The sequence below is a fragment of the Microbispora sp. NPDC046933 genome (assembly GCF_040644635.1).
In the GTDB taxonomy this organism is placed as follows: domain Bacteria; phylum Actinomycetota; class Actinomycetes; order Streptosporangiales; family Streptosporangiaceae; genus Microbispora.
Genome location: NZ_JBEYWW010000011.1, coordinates 162077 through 181452, shown reverse-complemented (window position 1 = coordinate 181452; position 19376 = coordinate 162077). Strand labels below are relative to the sequence as shown.

Annotated in this window: 16 protein-coding genes; 8 read left to right on the top strand and 8 right to left on the bottom strand. The window is 72.9% G+C overall.

Translation table 11 applies throughout. The features are described from left to right. Positions 1-55 precede the first annotated feature (55 nt). Positions 56-1069, bottom strand: a complete 1014-nt coding sequence (locus tag ABZ857_RS17230; RefSeq protein WP_357043924.1) for an NADPH:quinone reductase — start codon at positions 1067-1069, stop codon at positions 56-58. A 93-nt stretch (positions 1070-1162) separates the two neighbouring features. On the opposite strand from ABZ857_RS17230, the gene ABZ857_RS17225 reads away from it, so the two are divergent. Continuing rightward, the gene (locus ABZ857_RS17225; protein WP_357043922.1) at positions 1163-2911 is read left to right on the top strand and encodes an ATP-dependent DNA helicase RecQ; all 1749 of its coding nucleotides are present in this window, start codon (positions 1163-1165) and stop codon (positions 2909-2911) included. Between the two features lie 125 nt (positions 2912-3036). Next, complete coding sequence (locus ABZ857_RS17220) at positions 3037-3417, top strand: hypothetical protein (RefSeq protein ID WP_357043920.1); 381 nt, start codon at positions 3037-3039, stop codon at positions 3415-3417. 172 nt (positions 3418-3589) lie between these two features. Here the strand turns inward: ABZ857_RS17220 and ABZ857_RS17215 are convergent, their stop codons facing one another. Beyond that, positions 3590-3814: a hypothetical protein gene (locus tag ABZ857_RS17215; protein WP_357043918.1), complete on the bottom strand. Its 225-nt coding sequence runs from the start codon at positions 3812-3814 to the stop codon at positions 3590-3592. A gap of 262 nt (positions 3815-4076) precedes the next feature. Here ABZ857_RS17215 and ABZ857_RS17210 point away from each other — a divergent pair, with 262 nt between their 5' ends. Further along, positions 4077-6476, top strand: coding sequence for a Tex family protein (locus tag ABZ857_RS17210; RefSeq protein WP_357043916.1), 2400 nt, complete (start codon positions 4077-4079; stop codon positions 6474-6476). 463 nt (positions 6477-6939) lie between these two features. Here ABZ857_RS17210 and ABZ857_RS17205 read toward each other — a convergent pair whose 3' ends face one another. The 3 genes from ABZ857_RS17205 to ABZ857_RS17195 form a co-directional block, all read right to left on the bottom strand. After that, the gene (locus tag ABZ857_RS17205) at positions 6940-8190 is read right to left on the bottom strand and encodes an allantoate amidohydrolase (RefSeq protein ID WP_357043914.1); all 1251 of its coding nucleotides are present in this window, start codon (positions 8188-8190) and stop codon (positions 6940-6942) included. After that, positions 8183-9847 (bottom strand): urocanate hydratase, encoded by a 1665-nt coding sequence (hutU, locus tag ABZ857_RS17200; protein ID WP_357044052.1) that lies wholly within the window; start codon positions 9845-9847, stop codon positions 8183-8185. Before hutU ends, ABZ857_RS17205 begins: the two co-directional genes overlap by 8 nt. 254 nt (positions 9848-10101) lie before the next feature. Then, positions 10102-11349 carry a hypothetical protein gene (locus ABZ857_RS17195; protein WP_357043912.1) on the bottom strand — a complete coding sequence of 416 codons (1248 nt, stop codon included), beginning with the start codon at positions 11347-11349 and terminating at the stop codon, positions 10102-10104. Positions 11350-11465: 116 nt separating this feature from the next. On the opposite strand from ABZ857_RS17195, the gene ABZ857_RS17190 reads away from it, so the two are divergent. After that, positions 11466-12587, top strand: a complete 1122-nt coding sequence (locus ABZ857_RS17190) for an MBL fold metallo-hydrolase (protein ID WP_357043910.1) — start codon at positions 11466-11468, stop codon at positions 12585-12587. A 23-nt stretch (positions 12588-12610) separates the two neighbouring features. Here ABZ857_RS17190 and ABZ857_RS17185 read toward each other — a convergent pair whose 3' ends face one another. Further along, entirely contained in the window at positions 12611-13033 is a 423-nt protein-coding gene (locus ABZ857_RS17185; RefSeq protein ID WP_357043908.1) for an STAS domain-containing protein, read from the bottom strand. A gap of 143 nt (positions 13034-13176) precedes the next feature. Here ABZ857_RS17185 and ABZ857_RS17180 point away from each other — a divergent pair, with 143 nt between their 5' ends. From ABZ857_RS17180 to ABZ857_RS17170, 3 genes are all read left to right on the top strand, one after another. Then, positions 13177-13563 (top strand): hypothetical protein, encoded by a 387-nt coding sequence (locus tag ABZ857_RS17180; RefSeq protein WP_357043906.1) that lies wholly within the window; start codon positions 13177-13179, stop codon positions 13561-13563. A gap of 95 nt (positions 13564-13658) precedes the next feature. Continuing rightward, positions 13659-14333, top strand: coding sequence for a DUF6766 family protein (locus ABZ857_RS17175; RefSeq protein ID WP_357043904.1), 675 nt, complete (start codon positions 13659-13661; stop codon positions 14331-14333). A gap of 111 nt (positions 14334-14444) precedes the next feature. After that, positions 14445-15644 carry a hypothetical protein gene (locus ABZ857_RS17170; protein ID WP_357043902.1) on the top strand — a complete coding sequence of 400 codons (1200 nt, stop codon included), beginning with the start codon at positions 14445-14447 and terminating at the stop codon, positions 15642-15644. A 61-nt stretch (positions 15645-15705) separates the two neighbouring features. Here the strand turns inward: ABZ857_RS17170 and ABZ857_RS17165 are convergent, their stop codons facing one another. After that, positions 15706-16287, bottom strand: a complete 582-nt coding sequence (locus tag ABZ857_RS17165; RefSeq protein WP_357043900.1) for a hemerythrin domain-containing protein — start codon at positions 16285-16287, stop codon at positions 15706-15708. 128 nt (positions 16288-16415) lie between these two features. Next, positions 16416-17723 (bottom strand): cellulose-binding domain-containing protein, encoded by a 1308-nt coding sequence (locus ABZ857_RS17160; RefSeq protein WP_357043898.1) that lies wholly within the window; start codon positions 17721-17723, stop codon positions 16416-16418. 564 nt (positions 17724-18287) lie between these two features. Between ABZ857_RS17160 and ABZ857_RS17155 the strand changes: the two genes are divergently transcribed. Beyond that, positions 18288-19316 (top strand): ROK family protein, encoded by a 1029-nt coding sequence (locus ABZ857_RS17155; protein WP_357043896.1) that lies wholly within the window; start codon positions 18288-18290, stop codon positions 19314-19316. Positions 19317-19376: the final 60 nt, after the last annotated feature.

The following is a 19376-nucleotide window of genomic DNA, read 5'->3' as shown; positions in this document are numbered from 1 at the left end:
CCCCGACGCTACCGCCCGCGCGCGAAAGATCCACCGCCCCTCCGGACTCCGGTGCTCACTCCGGGGCGACGTCCACGAGCACCTTGCCGACCACGCCCGACTCGACCGCGTCGTGGGCGTCCGCCGTACGCTCAAGCGGGAAGTGGTGGAGGGGCAGCCCGGCCTCCTCCCCCACCCGCAGCGCCCCCGCCTCGACCGCCGCGCGCACGTCCGCCACCGCGGCGTCCTTGGCGGCCGCGGTGACCGTGTAGACGAGCACGAAGTGGTAGCGGACGTTGCGGGTCAGCAGCGCGCGCACCGGCAGCGTGACCTCGTCTCCCCCGTTGTTCGCGTACACCGCGACGACTCCCTGCGGCGCGGTGACCGCCGCGTCGAGGGCGGCGTTGGGCGCCGGCGCGACCTCCACCACGATGTCGGCGCCCTCCGGGGCCACGGCTCGGATCTCCGCCGCCGGATCCCCGGTGCGGTAGTTCACCACGTGGTGCGCGCCCGCGGCCCGGGCCAGCGCCGCCTTCTCCGGCCCGCTGACCGTGGCCACCACGGTCGCCCCGGCCCACCGGGCGAGCTGGATCGCCGCGTTGCCCACGGCCCCGGCGCCGCCCGCGACGAGGACGGTCCTGCCGTCGAGCGCTCCGGGGGCGAGCCGGTCCGGCCCGCCGTCGGCCACGGTCAGGCAGCGATGCGCGGTCAGCGCGGGGATGCCGAGGCTCGCGCCGAGGTCGAGCGAGGCTCCGTCCGGCAGCGGCACGACCTGCCGCTCGGGCAGGACGACGTGCTCCTGGGCGGTGCCGTCCGGCCTCCCCCAGGCGGCCTCCCACAGCCACACCCGGTCTCCCCTGGCCACCCCCGTCACGCCGGGCCCGGTGGCGTCCACGATCCCGGCGCCGTCCTGGTTGGGCACGGCCTCCGCATGGCTCAGCGCGCCGCGCCGCGCCTTCCAGTCGGTGGGATTGACGCCCGACCGCACCACCCGCACGCGTACCTCGCCTGGGCCCGGCTCGGGCACCGGCCGTTCGGCCAGGCGGAGGACGCCGCTGTCACCGGTCTGGGAGTACACGATCGCTCTCATACCGGCTCTAAGCCGCCGGGTCCGCGGCGCTATTCCGGTTCGGCCCTTTCCCCTCGGGTAGTTGCAGGCCGATCGGGCGAGGGAGTGGGTGGGATGAGCGTCAGGCAGAGGTACGGGGGCCTGTCCGGTGGAAGGCCCGCCGACAGGCTCGGCGGCACCGGAGGCGGCTGGTCGAGGGACTGGTCGGGAAGCTGGGCCAGGGGCTGGGCGGGGGGCCGCTTCGGCCGGCATTTCGGACGCAGGGGCAGGCGCCTGCGGGCCACGGCCAGGGAGGCGTTCGGCTGGCAGCAGCTGCGCCCGGGCCAGCAGGAGGCGATGGAGCACCTGCTCGCGGGGCGCGACGTGCTGCTGGTGATGCCGACCGGCGGCGGCAAGTCGGCCGTCTACCAGGTGCCCGGGTTGCTCCTGGAGGGCCCGACCGTCGTCGTCTCGCCGCTCATCGCCCTGCAGCGCGACCAGGTCATGGGCCTGCTCAAGGCGGGTGCAGCGGGCGCGGTGGCGGTCAACTCGGCCGGCTCGGTCGAGGCGGGGCTCGACCAGGTCACGGCGGGCCACGCCGAGTACGTGTTCCTGTCGCCGGAGCAGCTCGCCAAACCCGAGGTGGTCGAGCGGCTGGCCCAGGCCCGGCCCTCGCTGATCGCCGTGGACGAGGCGCACTGCGTGTCCGCCTGGGGCCACGACTTCCGGCCGGAGTATCTGCGGCTCGGCAAGGTCATCGAACGTCTGGGCCATCCCCCGGTGATCGCGATGACGGCCACGGCCGCGCCGACCGTGCGCGAGGAGATCGTCGAGTCGCTCGGCCTGATCGGGGCGCAGCAGATCGTACGGGGGTTCGACCGGCCCAACCTCCGCCTCGAGGTCCACCGGTTCACGGGCGACGACGACAAGCGCAGGGCCCTGGCCGACCACGCCGCCGGGCTGGACGGCGTGGGGCTGGTCTACGTGGCGACGCGGCGCCAGGCCGAGGAGTACGCCGAACTGCTGAAGGAGCGGGGCCGCCGGGCCGAGGCGTACCACGCGGGGATGAAGGCGAAGGAACGCCGCCGCATCCACGAGCGGTTCCAGGACGACGACCTCGACACCGTCGTGGCGACCTCGGCCTTCGGGATGGGCATCGACAAACACGACGTGCGCTACGTGCTGCACGCCGCGCCCCCCGAGTCGCTCGACGCGTACTACCAGGAGATCGGCCGGGCGGGCCGGGACGGCAACCCGGCCGAGGTCGTGCTGTTCTACCGGCCCGAGGACCTGGGGCTGCGCAAGTTCTTCGCCGCGGGCCGCGCGGACGAGGCCCTGATGCGGCGCGTCGCGACGCTGGTCCACGAGCACGGCGGGAAGGTGGCCGCCGCCGACCTGCGCGAGCTCCTCGACGTCGGGGCCGCCAGGCTGACCTCGCACGTCAACCTGCTGGAGCGGGCGGGCGCGGTCGAGGTCACCCACGGCGGCGCCCTGCGCTACGCGGCGGACGGCCCGCCGCCGGACGAGGCCGCCGCCCGCGCGGTGGAGATCGACGACCTCCGGCACCGGATGGAGGACTCCCGGCTGGAGATGATGCGCGGTTACGCCGAGACGACCGGCTGCCGTCGCCGTTTCCTGCTGGAGTACTTCGGCGAGCCGTACGAGCGGTCGTGCGGCGACTGCGACACCTGCCGCTCGGGGACGGCGACCCCGGTGGAGACGGGCGACGGGCGGTTCCCCATGCACGCGGACGTACGGCACGCCGAGTGGGGGCACGGGATCGTGATGAGCCGCGAGCAGGACCGGATCACCGTGCTGTTCGACTCGGTGGGCTACAAGACGCTGGCGCTCGGCCTGGTCGACGAGCTGCTCGAAGTGGTCTGACGGATCACGAGAAGCACCAGCCCGGCTGGGCAATCATTACCGATCGTGGCCTTGGCACCACTTGCAGTGGTTTCACCCAGTGTTGAGACTCGTAGGCGGGGGTCGTGAATTCGGGGGTGGTACCGGTGCGGGAGGGAATCAACGCCAGGGAGACGTGGCCGTTCGAGTGCCTGCACTGCCTGCGGGTCTGGGCGGAGGAGTACGTCGTCCACCGCACATGCGACGAGCAGGGCAACGACATCGTGGTGTGGATTCGAGACGAGGTGGCCGTCGAGCCGCCCTGGTCCGGGATGACCTGCCCCGGATGCGGCTGCGAGACCGTGACCACGTTCCCCACCGGCTACCTGGCCCACCATCCGGAGATCACGCTGGGCCGGTCGGCGCTGGAGACCCCTGCCGCGGAGAGGCCCGCCCGGGGCGCGCCGTTCGCGTCGCACGCGCTGCTCACCCTCGCGACCCTGCTGCTGACCGGCGCCGGCCTGTACGAGCGGCTGCACACCCGCTGAGCCACGCGGGGCCACGCGGGGCCGCTGTGCCCCGCCGGGCTGCTGAGCCTCGGCGGGCCGTTGTGCCGCGCGGCAACCGGTTTGCCGGGGAGCCGCCGCGACAGCTCGCGTGGACCGCGGCCGCTTGCCCGTCGGGTCGCGAAGGTGGAACAGGATCGCCGCGATCGTGCGCCTACAGGAGCGCGGCGGAGATCACGCCGAAGGCGATTACCCCCTCTCCTGCCTTCCTGGGCGGCGTCGATCGTGACGGCCACCGCCACACGCCACCCGCCACACGCCACCCGCCACCCGCCACCGCCACCGCCACCGAGAGGATCAGCGCGAGCACTCCCGTCGCGTACGCGCCGCCCTGCGCCAGGATCGCGATCAGCAGCAGCGTGACGGGCACCCGCTGCACTGCCCCGACAGGACGTCGGGGAAGAACGGTTTCTCGATCAGGTGCGCGGTCGTGTCGGACGCCGACAGCGTGCTGCTGAAGACCGGGCCCTCGTCCCTCCGAGGGCGGCGGGACAGACGATAGCGGTGGCGACCGACATCGGGCCCCGGACGGGTTGTCCACAGGTGGGGCGAGGGGGCCCGGCGGATCCGGCAGAATGAGAGCCCCCCGGAGAGGGCGGCCCCTTGAAGAGGGCGGACTCGGAAGAAGGCGGATCAGGATCGTGACGACGTCCATTCAGCAGCGGATCGCCGAAGAGCTCGGCGTGCGCGAGAGTCAGGTCACCGCGGCCGTCGACCTGCTCGACGGCGGGGCGACGGTGCCGTTCATCGCCCGCTACCGCAAGGAGGCCACGGGCGCCCTCGACGACGCCCAGTTGCGCACGCTGGAGGAGCGGCTGCGCTACCTGCGCGAGCTGGAGGAGCGGCGGGCCGCCATCCTCGACTCCATTCGCTCGCAGGGCAAGCTCGACGAGGCCCTGGAAGCGCGGATCATGGAGGCCGACTCCAAGGCCCGGCTGGAGGACATCTACCTGCCCTTCAAGCCCAAGCGCCGCACCAAGGCGCAGATCGCCAGGGAGCTGGGGCTGGAGCCGCTGGCGGACGCGCTGCTCGCCGACCCGTCGCTGGACCCCCAGGCGACCGCCGAGGGGTACGTTCGCGAGGGCGTGGCCGACGCCGCCGCGGCGTTGGAGGGCGCCAGGGCCATCCTGGTGGAGCGCTTCGCCGAGGACGCCGACCTCATCGGCGACCTGCGGGAGCGGATGTGGTCCCGCGGCCGTTTGATCTCCCAGGTGCGGGAGGACAAGCAGGAGGCCGGGGCCAAGTTCTCCGACTACTTCGACTTCTCCGAGCCCTTCACCCGGCTGCCCTCGCACCGCATCCTCGCGATGTTCCGGGGCGAGAAGGAGGAGGTGCTCACGCTCACCCTCGACCCGGAGGCCGAGGAGCCCAACGACTACGAGGCGCGGATCGCCCGGCGCTTCGGCATCGCCGACCTGGGCCGTCCGGCCGACAAGTGGCTGCTCGACACCGTGCGCTGGGCCTGGCGGACCCGCGTCCTCGTGCACCTGGGCATCGACCTGCGCAGCCGGTTGTGGCAGGCGGCCGAGGAGGAGGCCGTGCGCGTGTTCGCGGCCAACCTGCGCGACCTGCTGCTGGCCGCGCCCGCCGGGGCGAGGCCGACCATGGGACTCGACCCGGGGCTGCGCACCGGCGTGAAGGTGGCGGTCGTGGACGGCACCGGCAAGGTCGTGGCCACCGAGACGATCTATCCGCACGAGCCCAAGCGGCAGTGGGACCAGTCGCTCGCGGTGCTGGCCAGGCTGGCGGCCGAGCACAAGGTGGAGCTGATCGCCATCGGCAACGGCACCGCGTCGCGGGAGACCGACAAGCTCGCCGGTGAGCTGGTCAAGCACATGCCGCATCTCACCAAGATCGTGGTTTCGGAGGCCGGGGCCTCGGTGTACTCGGCGTCGGCCTACGCCTCGCAGGAACTGCCCGGCCTGGACGTCTCGCTGCGGGGCGCGGTGTCGATCGCGCGGCGCCTGCAGGACCCGCTGGCCGAGCTGGTCAAGATCGATCCCAAGTCCATCGGCGTCGGCCAATACCAGCACGACGTGTCCGAGGTGAAGCTGTCGCGCTCGCTCGACGCGGTGGTGGAGGACTGCGTGAACGCGGTGGGCGTCGACGTCAACACCGCGTCCCCCCCGCTGCTGACCCGCGTCTCCGGCATCAGCGCCGGACTGGCGGAGAACATCGTCGCGCACCGGGACGCCAACGGGCCGTTCCGCTCCCGGACCGGGCTGAAGGAGGTGGCGCGGCTCGGCCCGAAGGCGTTCGAGCAGTGCGCGGGCTTCCTGCGCATCCCGGGCGGCGACGACCCGCTCGACGCCTCCAGCGTGCACCCGGAGGCCTACCCGGTGGTGCGCCGCATCCTCGACTTCACCAAGAGCGACCTGCGCACGCTGATCGGCAACACCTCGGCGCTCCGCTCGCTGAAGCCGTCGGAGTTCGTCGACGACACCTTCGGCCTGCCGACCGTCACCGACATCCTCAAGGAACTGGAGAAGCCGGGCCGCGACCCCCGCCCGGCGTTCAAGACCGCCGTCTTCAAGGAGGGCGTCGAGAAGCCGTCCGACCTGTCACCCGGCATGATCCTTGAGGGCGTCGTCACCAACGTCGCCGCGTTCGGGGCGTTCGTCGACATCGGCGTGCACCAGGACGGCCTGGTCCACGTGTCCGCGATGTCCACCTCCTTCGTGAAGGACCCGCGCGAGGTGGTCAAGCCCGGCGACATCGTCCGGGTCAAGGTGCTCGACGTGGACCTCCAGCGCAAGCGCATCTCGCTCACGCTGCGCCTGGAGGACGAGACGGCGGGCAACGGCCGCAGGGGCGGGCCGAACGGCGAGGCCCGCGACGACCGGCAGGGCGGCCGGCGCGGCCAGCAGCGCCAGAACCAGTCCCGCCAGAACCAGGGCGGCCAGAACCAGGGCGGCAGAGGCGGGTCGGGCCGCGGCAACGGCCGGGGCTCGGGCGGCGCGCCGCTCGGCGGGGCCATGGCCGAGGCCCTGCGCCGGGCCGGTCTCGCCGACCCCGGCTCCGGCGACCGCCGCTCCCGCTGACGCGGCCACACGATCCGCCGGCCGCGGGCCGTTCCCAGTGACGCGCCCGCACCGGCCGCTGGCCGTTGGCCGTTCCCAATGACGCGGCCACACGATCCGCCGGCCGCGGGCCGTTCCCAATGACGCGCCCGCACCGGCCGCTGGCCGTTGGCCGTTCCCAATGACGCGGCCACACGATCCGCCGGCCGCTCGGCCCGGCGCCCGCCCCTCGGTGCGCCGGGCCCGACCCGCGCCGGCGGTGCGAACTGAGCGCACCTGTCTCGGCGGCTGCCTGAGCGATGACGGCCGGGATACCCGCCCGCATCCGACCAGGTCCGCGGTTCGCCGAAATCCGGAGTGAGTTCCCTGGTTCGGGGCTTCGGGTGCCTCGAAGGTCCTCGTGGCCGCCCCCGCATCGCCCCGTGCCGGGGCCGTCGCCTGCGCGTTCAGTGAGCCGTGCCGGGGCCGTCCCGTCCGCCTGCGCTCAGTGAGCCGCGCCGGGGCCGTCGGCGGCCGTCGTCGCGAGCAGGTCCTCCAGAACGGCGGCGAGGGCGGCGACCCCGGCGAGGCAGTCGGCCTCCTCGGCGTGCTCGTACGGCGAGTGCGAGACGCCCGTGGGGTTGCGGACGAACAGCATGGCCGCCGGGACCTCGCCGGCGAGGATGCCCGCGTCGTGCCCTGCCCCCGTGGGCAGCACGGGCACGCCGCCGAGAAGGCGCGCGAGGCGGTCGCGCAGGGGCACGTCGAAGTTCACGACCGCCGTGTAGGACTCCCGGGTCACCTCGGCCCCATCGGCGGCCCGGGCCGTCTCCTCGACGAGCCTGTCCAGCAGGGCGGCCTCCGGCGCCCGGCAGTCGAGCCAGGCGCTGACCAGCGAGGCGATGGCGTTGGTGCCGTTGGGCTCGACCCTGACCCTGCCGAAGGTGGCCAGGGCCCCCAGGCGTTCGGCGCCCGCACGGGCGGCCAGCACGGCCGCCGCGTAGACCGGCATGGGATCGCGCCGGTCCTCCAGCCGGGTGGTCCCGGCGTGGTTGGCCTCCCCGCGGAAGTCGAAGCGCCAGCGGCCGTGCGGCCAGATGGCGGAGGCGACGCCGACCGGGTGCGGCGTGCCGGCGAGGTGACGGCCCTGCTCCACGTGCAGTTCCACGAACGCGCCGATCCGCGCGAGACGCTCGTCGTCACGCCCGGCGGCCCCCGGGTCGCGTCCCGCCCGTTCCATCGCCGCCGCCAGGGTGACGCCGTCCGCGTCGCGCAGCGCCCCGGCCGCCTCAGGCCGGACGGCACCGGTCATCAGCCGCGATCCCAGGCAGGCCAGGCCGAACCTGGCGCCCTCCTCCTCGGTGAAGTTCACCACCGCCAGCGGCCGCTCCGGCCGCAGCCCGCGCGCCCGCAGCGCGTCGAGCGCGGCGAACGCGCCGACCACTCCCAGCGGGCCGTCGTACGCCCCGCCGTCGGGCACCGAGTCCAGGTGGGAGCCGGTCACCACGGCGTTCCCGGCCCGGGGATCGCCCAGCCAGGCCCACTGGTTGCCGTTGCGGTCGGTCTCGTACGTCAGGCCGCGCTCCCCGGCCTGTTCGGCGAACCAGGCCCGGCACTCCGCGTCCGCCGCCGTCCAGGCGTGCCGGCGGTATCCGCCCGTCGCGTCGTGCCGGCCCACCGGGAGCAGGTCGCGCCACATCCGGCGGAAGCCGTCCTCGACCTCCTCCGGCAGGACCCGCGCCGCCCCCTCAGGCATCGGCGTCCGGGCCGGTCGCCCCCGCCTCGGCCATCGGGACGCGTACGCCGCGCTCCCCGGCGACCTCGGCGGCCCGGTCGTATCCGGCGTCCACGTGCCGGATCACGCCCATGCCGGGGTCGTTGGTCAGCACCCGGCGGATCTTCTCCCCGGCCAGCGGGGTGCCGTCGGCGACGGTGACCTGCCCGGCGTGGATGGAACGGCCGATGCCGACCCCGCCGCCGTGGTGGATCGACACCCAGGACGCGCCGGAGGCCACGTTGACCATGGCGTTGAGCAGCGGCCAGTCGGCGATCGCGTCGGAGCCGTCCAGCATGCCCTCCGTCTCGCGGTAGGGCGAGGCGACCGAGCCGCAGTCGAGATGGTCACGACCGATCACGATGGGCGCGGAGATCTCACCTGAGGCGACGAGGTCGTTGAACCGCTCGCCGGCCCGGTCGCGCTCGCCGTACCCCAGCCAGCAGATCCGCGCGGGCAGGCCCTGGAAGCGCACCCGCTCCCCCGCCATCCGGATCCAGCGGGCCAGCGGCTCGTTGTCGGGGAAGAGATCGAGGATCGCGCGGTCGGTCGTCGCGATGTCGGCGGGGTCGCCGGACAGCGCCGCCCACCGGAACGGGCCCTTCCCCTCGCAGAAAAGCGGCCGGATGTAGGCCGGCACGAACCCGGGGAAGTCGAACGCCCGCGCATACCCGGCGAGGCTCGCCTCGCCCCTGATCGAGTTGCCGTAGTCGAACACCTCCGCGCCGGCGTCCTGGAAGCCGACCATCGCCTCGACGTGCCGGGCCATCGACTCGCGAGCCCGGTGGGTGAAGCCCTCGGGGTCCTTGCGCGCCAGCGCGGCCATGTCCTCGAACGCGACACCCAGCGGCAGGTACGCCAGCGGGTCGTGCGCGCTCGTCTGGTCGGTCACGACGTCGATCTCCGCGCCTGCGGCCAGCAGGGCGGGCACGGCCTCGGCGGCGTTGGCCACGACCCCGATCGACAGCGGGCGGCGGGCGTCCCTGGCCTCGTACGCCAGGCGCAGCGCCTCGTCCGGACTCTCGGCTCGTACGTCGAGGTAGCCGTGGCCGATGCGGCGCTCGACGCTGCGCGGGTCGCAGTCGACGCAGATCGCCACGCCGCCGTTCATCGTGACCGCGAGCGGCTGCGCGCCGCCCATGCCGCCGAGTCCGGCGGTGAGCGTGATCGTCCCGGCGAGGCTGCCGCCGAACCGCTTGGCCGCGACCGCCGCGAACGTCTCGTACGTCCCCTGCAGGATGCCCTGGGTGCCGATGTAGATCCACGAACCGGCCGTCATCTGGCCGTACATCGTGAGCCCGAGCCGCTCCAGCCGCCGGAACTCCGGCCACGTCGCCCAGTCGCCGACGAGGTTGGAGTTGGCGATGAGCACCCGTGGAGCCCACTCGTGGGTGGTCATCACGCCGACCGGCCGGCCCGACTGCACCAGCAGCGTCTCGTCGGCCCGCAGGGTGGTGAGCTCGCGCACGATGGCGTCGTACGACGGCCAGTCGCGGGCCGCCTTGCCGCTGCCGCCGTAGACGACGAGCCGCTCCGGATGCTCGGCGACCTCGGGGTCGAGGTTGTTCATCAGCATGCGCAGGGCCGCCTCCTGCTGCCAGCCGCGCGTGTTCAGCGTGCCGCCGCGCGGGGCCCGGATGGGAGGCCGGTCGTGGGGAGCCCCGTTGCCGGGAGCTCGGCCGTCGAGGGCCCTGTCATTGAGTGCCCTGTCATTGGGGGCGCTGTCATTGAGGGCGTTGTCGTTGGGGGCGTTGTCGTTGGGGGCGTTGTCGTTGAGGGCGCTGCCACCGTCGTCAGCCACGACTCCTCCTTCCACCCGCGCCCGCGGCGCATGGTCCTATTCAGCGAGTCCCATTCAGCGAGTTCCCATTCATCCTGGGTGAATGAATAGATTCAGTCAATGAGGAACACCCCTCGGGCGGCGGCCGACGCCTCGAACGCCTCCAGGCGGGCCTGTGCCCCGGGCAGTTCGTCGCACATCGCTTCGAGGAGCACCCGGCCGAGCATCATCGGCGCGCACGCCGTGTCGAACACCAGGTGCGTGCCCACGGCGGCGGTGAGCAGAACGTGCGACAGGCCGGCGAGAGACGGCACCCGCCGGTCCGCGACCGTGACGACGCTCAGCCCGGCCGTACGGGCGGCCCGGAGCGCGTCCACCAGTTCGGCCGGGTAGCGGGGCAGAGCGAAGCACAGCAGGGCCGTCGCCCCGGCCGCCGCGGCCTGCTCGACCCGGTCGGCCAGGAGGGACCCCGCCTCGTGCAGGGGCCGTACGTCGGGGTGGACCTTCGCCGCGAAGTAGGCGAACCCGGCGGCCTGGGCCGCGGCGGCCCGCAGGCCCAGCACCGGCAGCGGCCGCGAGGCGGCGAGCAGGCGGGCGGCCTCGGCGACGGGGCCGGGGTCGTCCAGCGACCGGGCGAGGGCCCGCAGGTTCTCGATCTCCGCCTGCACGGCCCGCCGGTACTCCCCGCCCGCGCCTGTCGCCCGGTCCGCGCCTGTCGTCCGGTCCGCGCCAGGACCGCGGGCCTCGGGCGGCACCGGGCCCTCGGGCGGCACCAGGCCCTCGGGCGGCACCGGGCGCGCGGGCGCGCCGGGCCGCGACGACGGCCGGCGCGAGTCCTCCGCCGTGGCATGAGGCGTCTTCCGGGGCCACTGCCCCCGGCCCCCGGCCCGCCCGGCCGCGCCGTCGCCCGAGAGCCGGAAGGCGGCCGCGTGCCCGGGAGCGCCGGCATCCGGTCCGGCGTCTCCGTTCCGGGCGTCTCCATTCCGGGCGGCGCCGTCCCGTCCCCGGCCGGGCCGTACGCCCAGTTCCCGGAACCTGCGCCGGAGGCCGGGGTATCCGTCATAGCCCAGCGCCGTCGCGAAACGGGTCACCGACGGCTGGCTGACCCCGGCCAGCTCGGCCACCTCGATGCTCGACAGGAACGGCGCCTCGGCGGCGTGCTGCGTGAGGCAGTGGGCGATCCTGCGCTGCACGGGCGTCAGCCGGTGCCCCTCGAACAGCCGCAGCAGGCGGGACGCGAGGTCGCCGTCGTCAAAGTCGCCAGCGTCGTCGAAACCGTCGCCGGGGCCGTGGCCCGCGTTGTGGCCGGTGTTCATCGTCCCCCGCCTCACCCGGCCCGCGCCGGGCCGGTCGGTCTGCATGCTTTCATTCATCACGCAGTTTCCAGGGAGGGCTGTCCACAGGCAAGGCGTCACCGGCGCGCACCGCGGCGAAGATTGCCTAGTCTGATCGGCAGAACCCAGCAAGGAGATTGCCGTTGAAGACCGGTGGACTGAGAAGTGGTGACCTGGGCCGTCGCGTGGGGCTGGCCGCGGGAGCGGCCGCCCTGGCGGTGGCGGTGTGGGCGATGCGGGACGTCCCCGCCGCGCTGGGGGCGCGGCCGTCGGGCGAGCGGGCGCGGCGGGTGCGGCGCTCCAGACAGTTCCGCGACGGCGCGTTCCGCAACACGACGCCGAGCCCTGTCCTCCCGCCGGGGACCGGGCGGCGGGTCGCCCGCGAGTTCCTCCGCCGGACGCAGCGCAAGCCCCGCCTGCCCGTTCCCCTGATGACTCCCGGCCCGTCCCAGGGCGGCGACCTCGACGCCGTCTGGTACGGCCACTCCTCCGCCCTGATCGAGATCGAGGGGCGGCGGGTGCTGTTCGACCCGGTGTGGAGCGAGCGCTGCTCCCCGGCGTCGTTCACCGGGCCGCGCCGCCTGCATCCCCCGCCGGTGCCGCTTCACCAGCTGCCCGAGCTCGACGCGATCGTCATCTCGCACGACCACTACGACCACCTCGACATGGACACGGTGCGCCTGCTGGTCCGCACGCAGTCCGCGCCGTTCCTGGTGCCGCTCGGGGTCGGCGCCCACCTCGAACGGTGGCGGGTGCCGGCGGAGCGGATCGTCGAGCTGGACTGGAACGAGGAGGCCACGGTGTCCGGCCTCCGGTTCGTGGCGACCCCCGGCCGTCACTTCTCCGGCCGCGCGTTCCGCCGGGACCAGACCCTTTGGGCCTCCTGGGTCGTCGCGGGTGAGCGCAGGCGGGTCTTCTACACCGGCGACTCCGGCTACTTCGACGGGTACGCGGCGATCGGCGAGGCGCACGGGCCGTTCGACCTGTCGGTGATCCAGATCGGCGCCTACAGCAAGGGCTGGCCGGACGTCCACATGACGCCCCAGGAGGCGATCCTCGCCCACCTCGACCTGCGCGCCCGGGTGCTGCTGCCGGTGCACTGGGGCACGTTCGCGCTCGCCCCGCACGCGTGGAACGACCCGATCGACCAGTTGTGGCGGGAGGCCAAGGCACGCGACGTGCGCCTCGTGGTGCCGCGGCCGGGCGAGCGCGTGACGGTCGACGACCCGCCGCCGGTGGACGGCTGGTGGCAGACGATCATTTGACGAGCCGGTGCCGCGCCGGCCGGTCAGTTCATCCGGGCCGTGTCGGCGTGGCCCGTGTCGGTGCGGCCCGTGTCGGTGCGGCCCGTGCCAGGGGGCGGCATGGCCGCCGGATGGCGCAACGCGTCGGCGCGGGTCGGATACACGGTGAGCCGCGAGATGAGGCCGAGCAGCGAGAACAGGTGGCGCATCTGGGAGCTCATCCCGCAGACGGCGCCGTCACCGTCCTTCGGCGGGGTGCGGACGCAGGCGTCGATGAGCACCCTCATACCGGCGCTGTCGATGAACCGCAGCTTCTCCATGTCGAACAGGATGCGCGTCGCGGGACGGGCCAGGAGGGGGGCCACCTGCTCACGCAGCCGGGGGACCGTGATCACATCGAGTTCGCCGCTGAGGGTGACGAGGGTGAAGGGAGGCGACTGCGCCACCGACACCTGGAAGTCGTGCACGGGCCCCACCTCCGCTGGTGAGATGACCCCACCCGGAATCGCTTCCGGCCTCGCCCATATTACGCACGGTGGGTGATTAATCCCATATAACCGACGAAAACTCTGTTCAGGTTTCACTCCCGTCCCCCGGGTAGTCGCAGTCCATGGGCATACGAGCAACGGCGGTCGTCTGCCTCGCGCTGGTCGCCCCCGCGCTGATCGTCACAGGGTGCGCCTCGGCGGACGACGCCTCGGTCGCCGCGACGGCGCAACGCTTCCTGTCCGCGGCCGGGCAGGGCCGGGGAGGACAGGCGTGCCTTCTCCTGACCCCCGAGGCGGCGCGGTCGCTGGACGACTGCGAGAAACAGATCGTTTCCGTCGGCCTGCGGACGGGCGCCGTACGCGGCGTCGAGGTGTGGGGTGACGAGGCCCGGGTGCGGGTGGACGGCGACACGCTCTTCCTGCACCGGTTCCCCGACGGCTGGCGGGTGCGGGCCGCGGGCTGCGAGCCCCGGCCCGACCAGCCGTACGAATGCGAGGTGGAGACGTGAACGGTGCGCGCACGCTCTACGCGGTGCTGCTGGTCACGATCGCGCTGGTCCTCGCGTACGTGATCGTCGTCGGCCTGGCGGGGAGGTAGCGGCCGGTGAGGCGTCTGGTCAGGGACAACGCGCTCGCGCTGTGCTTCCTGCTGCTGTTCCTGCTGAGCCTGGCCGGGCAGTCGGCCGCAGGGGCGGCGGCGTTCAACGAGGAACAGGTGGCCGACGGCGGTTCCCCCGTCACGTGGGCCGAGTACGTCACGTCGTCGAGCTTCGCCGTCGACGTGGCCGAGAACTGGCAGTCGGAGTATCTGCAGTTCTTCCTCTACATCCTCATCACCGTCTGGCTGGTCCAGCGCGGCTCGCCGGAGTCGAAGAAGAGGGGCGAGGAGGGCCTGGAGTCCGATGCCGAACAGAAGGCCGGCCGGTACGCCGAGCCCCGCTCCCCCGCATGGGCGGCGGCGACCGGCTGGCGGCGGACGGTCTTCAGCCATTCCCTGGGCATCGTGATGGGCCTGCTCTTCCTGTTGTCCTGGCTGGCCCAGTCGGTCGCCGGCCTCGCGGCCTACAACAACGAGCAGCTCGCCCGGCTGGAGGACCCGGTCGGCTGGGCCGGCTACGTGACCTCCCCCGACTTCTGGAACCGCACGCTGCAGAACTGGCAGTCGGAGTTCCTGGCGGTCGCCTCCATGGTCCTGCTGGCGATCTTCCTGCGCGAGCGGGGCTCGCCGCAGTCGAAGAAGGTCGGCGACCCGCACTCCGAGACGGCGTCCACCGGCTGACGGACCCCACGCCACCGGATGACAATCCCGGTCAAAGCCTCCGAATGTCCACGTTTGTCGCATTCCACGATTTGGGTACGCCCAGCGCCAATCGTGGGGAGGAGCACCGAGATGACGTTCAATCCGCTGCGGGAGCGGGGGATCCCGCTGGATCGGCAGCTGCGTAACTGGCGCGAGCTGAATGTGACGCCGATCGATCCCGACCGCGCCGATCCCTACACCCGGTGCCGGATCATCACGATGAACGGCATCGAGATCGAAGCGATCATGTTCAGCCATCATTTCGCCAGGCGCTGCCCGGACCTGGAGGTGCGGCAGCGCCTGGCGGAGGTGCGCTACATCGAGGCCCAGCAGCAGAAGGCCGTCAACTGGCTGCTGCCCGGGCTGGCCTCGGTGCTGGAGACGACACTCGCCTACGAGCAGGTGGCGGTGGACCTCACCGCCTGGGTGGCCCGGATGGAGCCCGACCCCTACCTCAAGCAGGCCTACCAGTTCGGCGTGCTCGAGGACTTCGACCACCTGTACCGGTACGCCAACCTGTACGAGATGATCGAGCACCGCAAGGCCGAGAAGATCGTCGACCGGCTGACCGAGGTGATGCCCGGCCGGCCGACGAAGATGCACCACCGCCATCCGGTCGACAACGTGCGCGAGCACTACGACCGGGAGAAGGCGAAGCCGATCTCGAAACTGCACGCGCTGACCGTCATGTCCGCGGAGCAGCAGACGATGAACTTCTACATGAACGTCGGCCCGATGTACATGGAGCCCATCGCGCGGCAGCTCTACCAGGAGATCGGGCTGATCGAGGAAGAGCACGTCACGCACTACGAGTCGCTGCTCGATCCGGGTGAGACGTGGTGGGAGCAGTGGCTCAACCACGAGTACAACGAGTGCTACCTCTACCACTCGTTCATGGAGACCGAGTCCGATCCGAGGATCAAGGCGATCTGGGAGCTGCACCTGAACATGGAGCTGGAGCACCTGCGGATCGCCGCGGAGCTGTTCCGCCAGCACGACGGGCGCGATCCGGAGCAGGTGACGGCCCCCGCGCTGCCCAAGCCGGTGACCTTCGAGCCGAACAAGGAGTATCTGCGCGAGCTGATCGCCACGCAGATCGACTACACGACCCTGGGCACCGGGTACGTCCAGGAGGCCCACGAGCGGTTCCAGCGCTGGCAGGAGCAGCTCATGGGCGGGGAGGAACCGCCCAGCGAGCGCGTCATCGACGAGAACCGCGCCAGGTCGGGCGACGAGTACCGCCTGGAGACCGAGGGCGCCCACCCCCTCTACAGCCTGCGCACCCACTGAGGACGCGTCCCGGCCCGGGCCCGGCGCGTACGCGTACGGACCCGGGCCGGGGATCGCGCCTCTACCTGCGCAGCGCCTGGCGGATCAGGTCGCGCGCCCGGTCCATGATCGCCGCGGGCGGGCCCAGCAGCAGGTTCCTCGTCATCGACTCCACGCCCGGCCGCGGGCGGGTCGGGGCCATCGCCTCGGCGGCCCGGACGCCGAGGGCCATCGCCCGCCGCTCGGCCGCCGTCGTCTCGGCCCGGAGCCTGGTGAACTCGTAACGCTCCTCGGCCCGCGCGTGCGCCAGCACGGCCATCCGCAGCCTGTTCAGCTCGGGCATGAAGCCGGAGTGCTCCGGGCCCATCTCGTCCAGCCTGCGGAGCATCCGCTTGGCCTCGTGCTCCTCCTTGAGCCGGTCGGCCACCACGCCCGCGCCCCCGTCCACCCGCAGCCGGGTGTAGGGGTGGACGATCTCCTCCTCCGCCGTCTCGTGGACGGCCAGCATGCGCACCAGCCGCCGGAACGGCTCGTGGCGCTCGCCTGGCGCGGCGTGCTCCACCTCGTCGAACATGTCCCTGATCAGCGAGTGCTGGTGGATGAGCAGGTCGACGACGTCGCCTTCCTTCATCAGTTCGGGCACCGGGTGCTGCACGTCGGTCATGTCCCTCTCCCCTCGGATACGGCGCCCGGCCTCCCCCTCGGGAGGCCGGGCGCCGGACGAAACGGGACCACGGTCGAGCCTGACCGCACATGGCGGACACCCGGCTACTTACCCCCGGCGCGCGATGATCAGCAGCCGATCGGGCTCGACCCGAGGGCCACGTCGTCGTACCACAGGGTGTCCGCGTCGCCGCCGTAGCTCTCCCAGCCCAGGCGGAACGTCGTGGGCCGCGGCGCGGTGGAGCGGCGCAGCCACTGGGCGTCCACGTCCTGGGTGGGCGTGCCGTCCACCCGCAGGCCGGTGATCTCCTGGTCGTCCAGGTACGTACGCATGGCCTGCTGCGTGGTGTCGATCTGGAAGCGCAGGCACACCCAGCGGTTGACGGGCAGCGGACTGCTCAGCGCGACGCCAGAGGGGCTCTGCTCGGGCAGCGTGGCGTCGTCGGACTCCCGGTTCCACTGGAGGGCGCCGTTCTGGCCGCCGATCCGCAGGTCCTTACCGCCGTCCCTGGAGTCCGACATCGTGATCATCGAAACGTGGGTCGCCGGGAGAGCGGTCGTGTGCCGCACCCACATGCGCCCGTACACCACGGGCGAGATGGCGGAGACGTCCTTGGTGGTCGCGGCGAAGACGTGGTTGCAGTAACCGCCGCCGCCGTTGATCCGCAGCGACCTGCCGCCGCTGTGCGCGGCGGCGGTGTCGATCGTCGCGGTGCCGGTGCCCGAGCAGTTCGGGGTGGTCACCTGCCATTCACCCGACGGCGTGCCCGACTGGTCCTCGAAGCCGGAGCAGACGACCAGGCCGTTCCCCGAGCAGCCGGACGGCGAGGGCGTCACCGACGGACTGGGCGAGGGGGACGGCGACTGGTCCACCGTCGGCGAGGGCGAGGGCGAGGGCGAGGGCGACGGGGACGGGGACGGGGACGGGGACGGCGAGTGGTCCACGGTCGGCGACGGCGTGGGCGACGGCGAGGGCGAGGCGGTGCCGCCGCACGGCACGCCGTTCAGCGACCAGTCGGACGGCGTCGTGAGGCTGCCCGACCAGGTGCCCTGGAACCCGAAGTCGGCGGTGCCACCCGTGGCCAGCGAGCCGTTCCAGCCGACGTTGGTCGCCGTAACGGTCGTGCCCGACTGGCTGACCTGGGCGTTCCAGGCGTTGGTGATCTGCTGGCCCGTGCCCGCCGTCCAGCGCAGCGTCCACCCGCTGACCGCCGAGCCGAGGTTGGTGAGTCGCACCGACGCGGTGAAGCCGCCCGGCCACTGGTTGGTCGTGTAGTCCACCTTGCAGACGGGGGCCGCGGAGGCGGGGCCGGGCACCAGCACGACCACGAGGCCGGCGACCAGTGCGGCCAGGGCCGCGACCAGGCGCGTCGCGGGAGAGCCCGGCAGGCCGCGGGCGGCGAGGCGAACCCCTCGGACGGGACGGAACTGCTTCATTCGTACCTCGATTTCTGCGCATCTACTCGATCGGCGCACCGCCCGGCTCACGCCGCTGCCGCCCTGGACGGCACGGCCAGGCACTCCCGCCCGGGCCGCGGCCACGGGGACGGCCCGTCTGGCGCGTACGGCGGCGGGAACGACGGTGGAACAGGCGGAGGGACGGGCGGAGGGACGTACCGTGGGCCGCGCATGAGCCGACCGGCCGGCGACGCGCGCCCGGGTCGCGACGCTGCGGCCCCGGACGCAGATGTTTTCTCCGCGTCGCGGAACCGGTCAACGGGCGCCGCCGCTCCCCGCACGGGCCGACCGGCCGGCGAGCACGTCCCGCCCAGCTCACGGGCACGGTGGTGGGCGGAGACCGCCGGGCGCGGGCGCGGGCCGAACTGAATCTTTCACCGGCCGCCCATCCCCGGCCGCCCCCACCGCACCACTGCGCAGCGAACCCCCGCCGTGTGATGGAGACCGCCGCGCCCCTGCCCGTTGCGCCCCGGCCGGTGACCGCGAGCGCCCGACTCTCGTAGTCTTCGCACTGAAACGCGCGAACGCAAAGGACAACCCCCAATGGCAGAAGCAGGGTCCTGGGTCGTCGTCGGGCTCGACAACGGCGGCACAAGCAACAACGCGACCGTTCTCGACGCCTCCGGGCGGTTCCTCGTGGACCGGATGGTCGAGACCCCCAGCCTCGTACGGGAGGGCCCTGAGGTCGCGGTCGAGCAGCTTCTGCTCGCCCTCGACAACGTCCTGGAGCTGACCGGCACGCCGCGCTCCACCGTACGCGCGGTGGGCCTGGACACCCCCGGCCCGGCCAGCGCCGACGGCGTGATCTCCTCGAAGGGCGCGACGAACTTCGTCGATCCCGGCTGGTTCGGCTTCGACTTCCGCGGGGCGCTGGAGGCCCGGCTGGGGCTGCCGGTCGTCTACAACAACGACGGCAACGCCGCGGCGCTCTACTCCCACCACGTACGCTTCGGGCCGGACGCCTGGCAGCACTCGTCGGTCTCGGCGATCGTCGGCACCGGCCTCGGCGGCGGGGTCATCCAGTCGGGGCACGTGGTGAAGGGCGCCGCCGGGATGGCCGGCGAGCTCGGGCACGTCCACATCCCCCTGCAGGGCCTGCTGGAGGAGGGCCAGCCGCTGCCCGAGTGCAACTGCGGCTTCGTCGGAGACGCCGAGAGCGTGGCCTCGCTGACTGGCATAGAGAAGAACCTGCTGCCCTACTGGCTGACCCGCTTCCCCGGCCATGAGCTCCATGGCGTCGAGCCCGTCGGGAAGGCCGCCAAGCTGTTGCGCGGCTACGCCGAGAACGGCGACCCGCTCGCGCTCAAGGTCTTCGAGCAGCAGGCCATGGCCATCGGCAGGCTGTTCACCATCGCGGCCAACTTCACCGACCCGGACGCGTACTTCCTGGGCGGCGGCGTGGTCGAGGCGGCCCCGCACTTCCGCGAGTGGTTCCTGGAGAAGGTCCGCGAGCACACCCTGCTGCGCGAGGAGCAGCGGCGCGTGGCCACCGTGACGCTGGTCGAGGACCTCGACATGGCCGGCGCCCGGGGCGCGGCGCTCGCCGCCCTCGCCGAGATCGTCGGCCGCTGACACCTGTTCGCGATCGGACCCGGCGACGGCGGGTGGTCTGGACGGATCACCCGCCCGGCC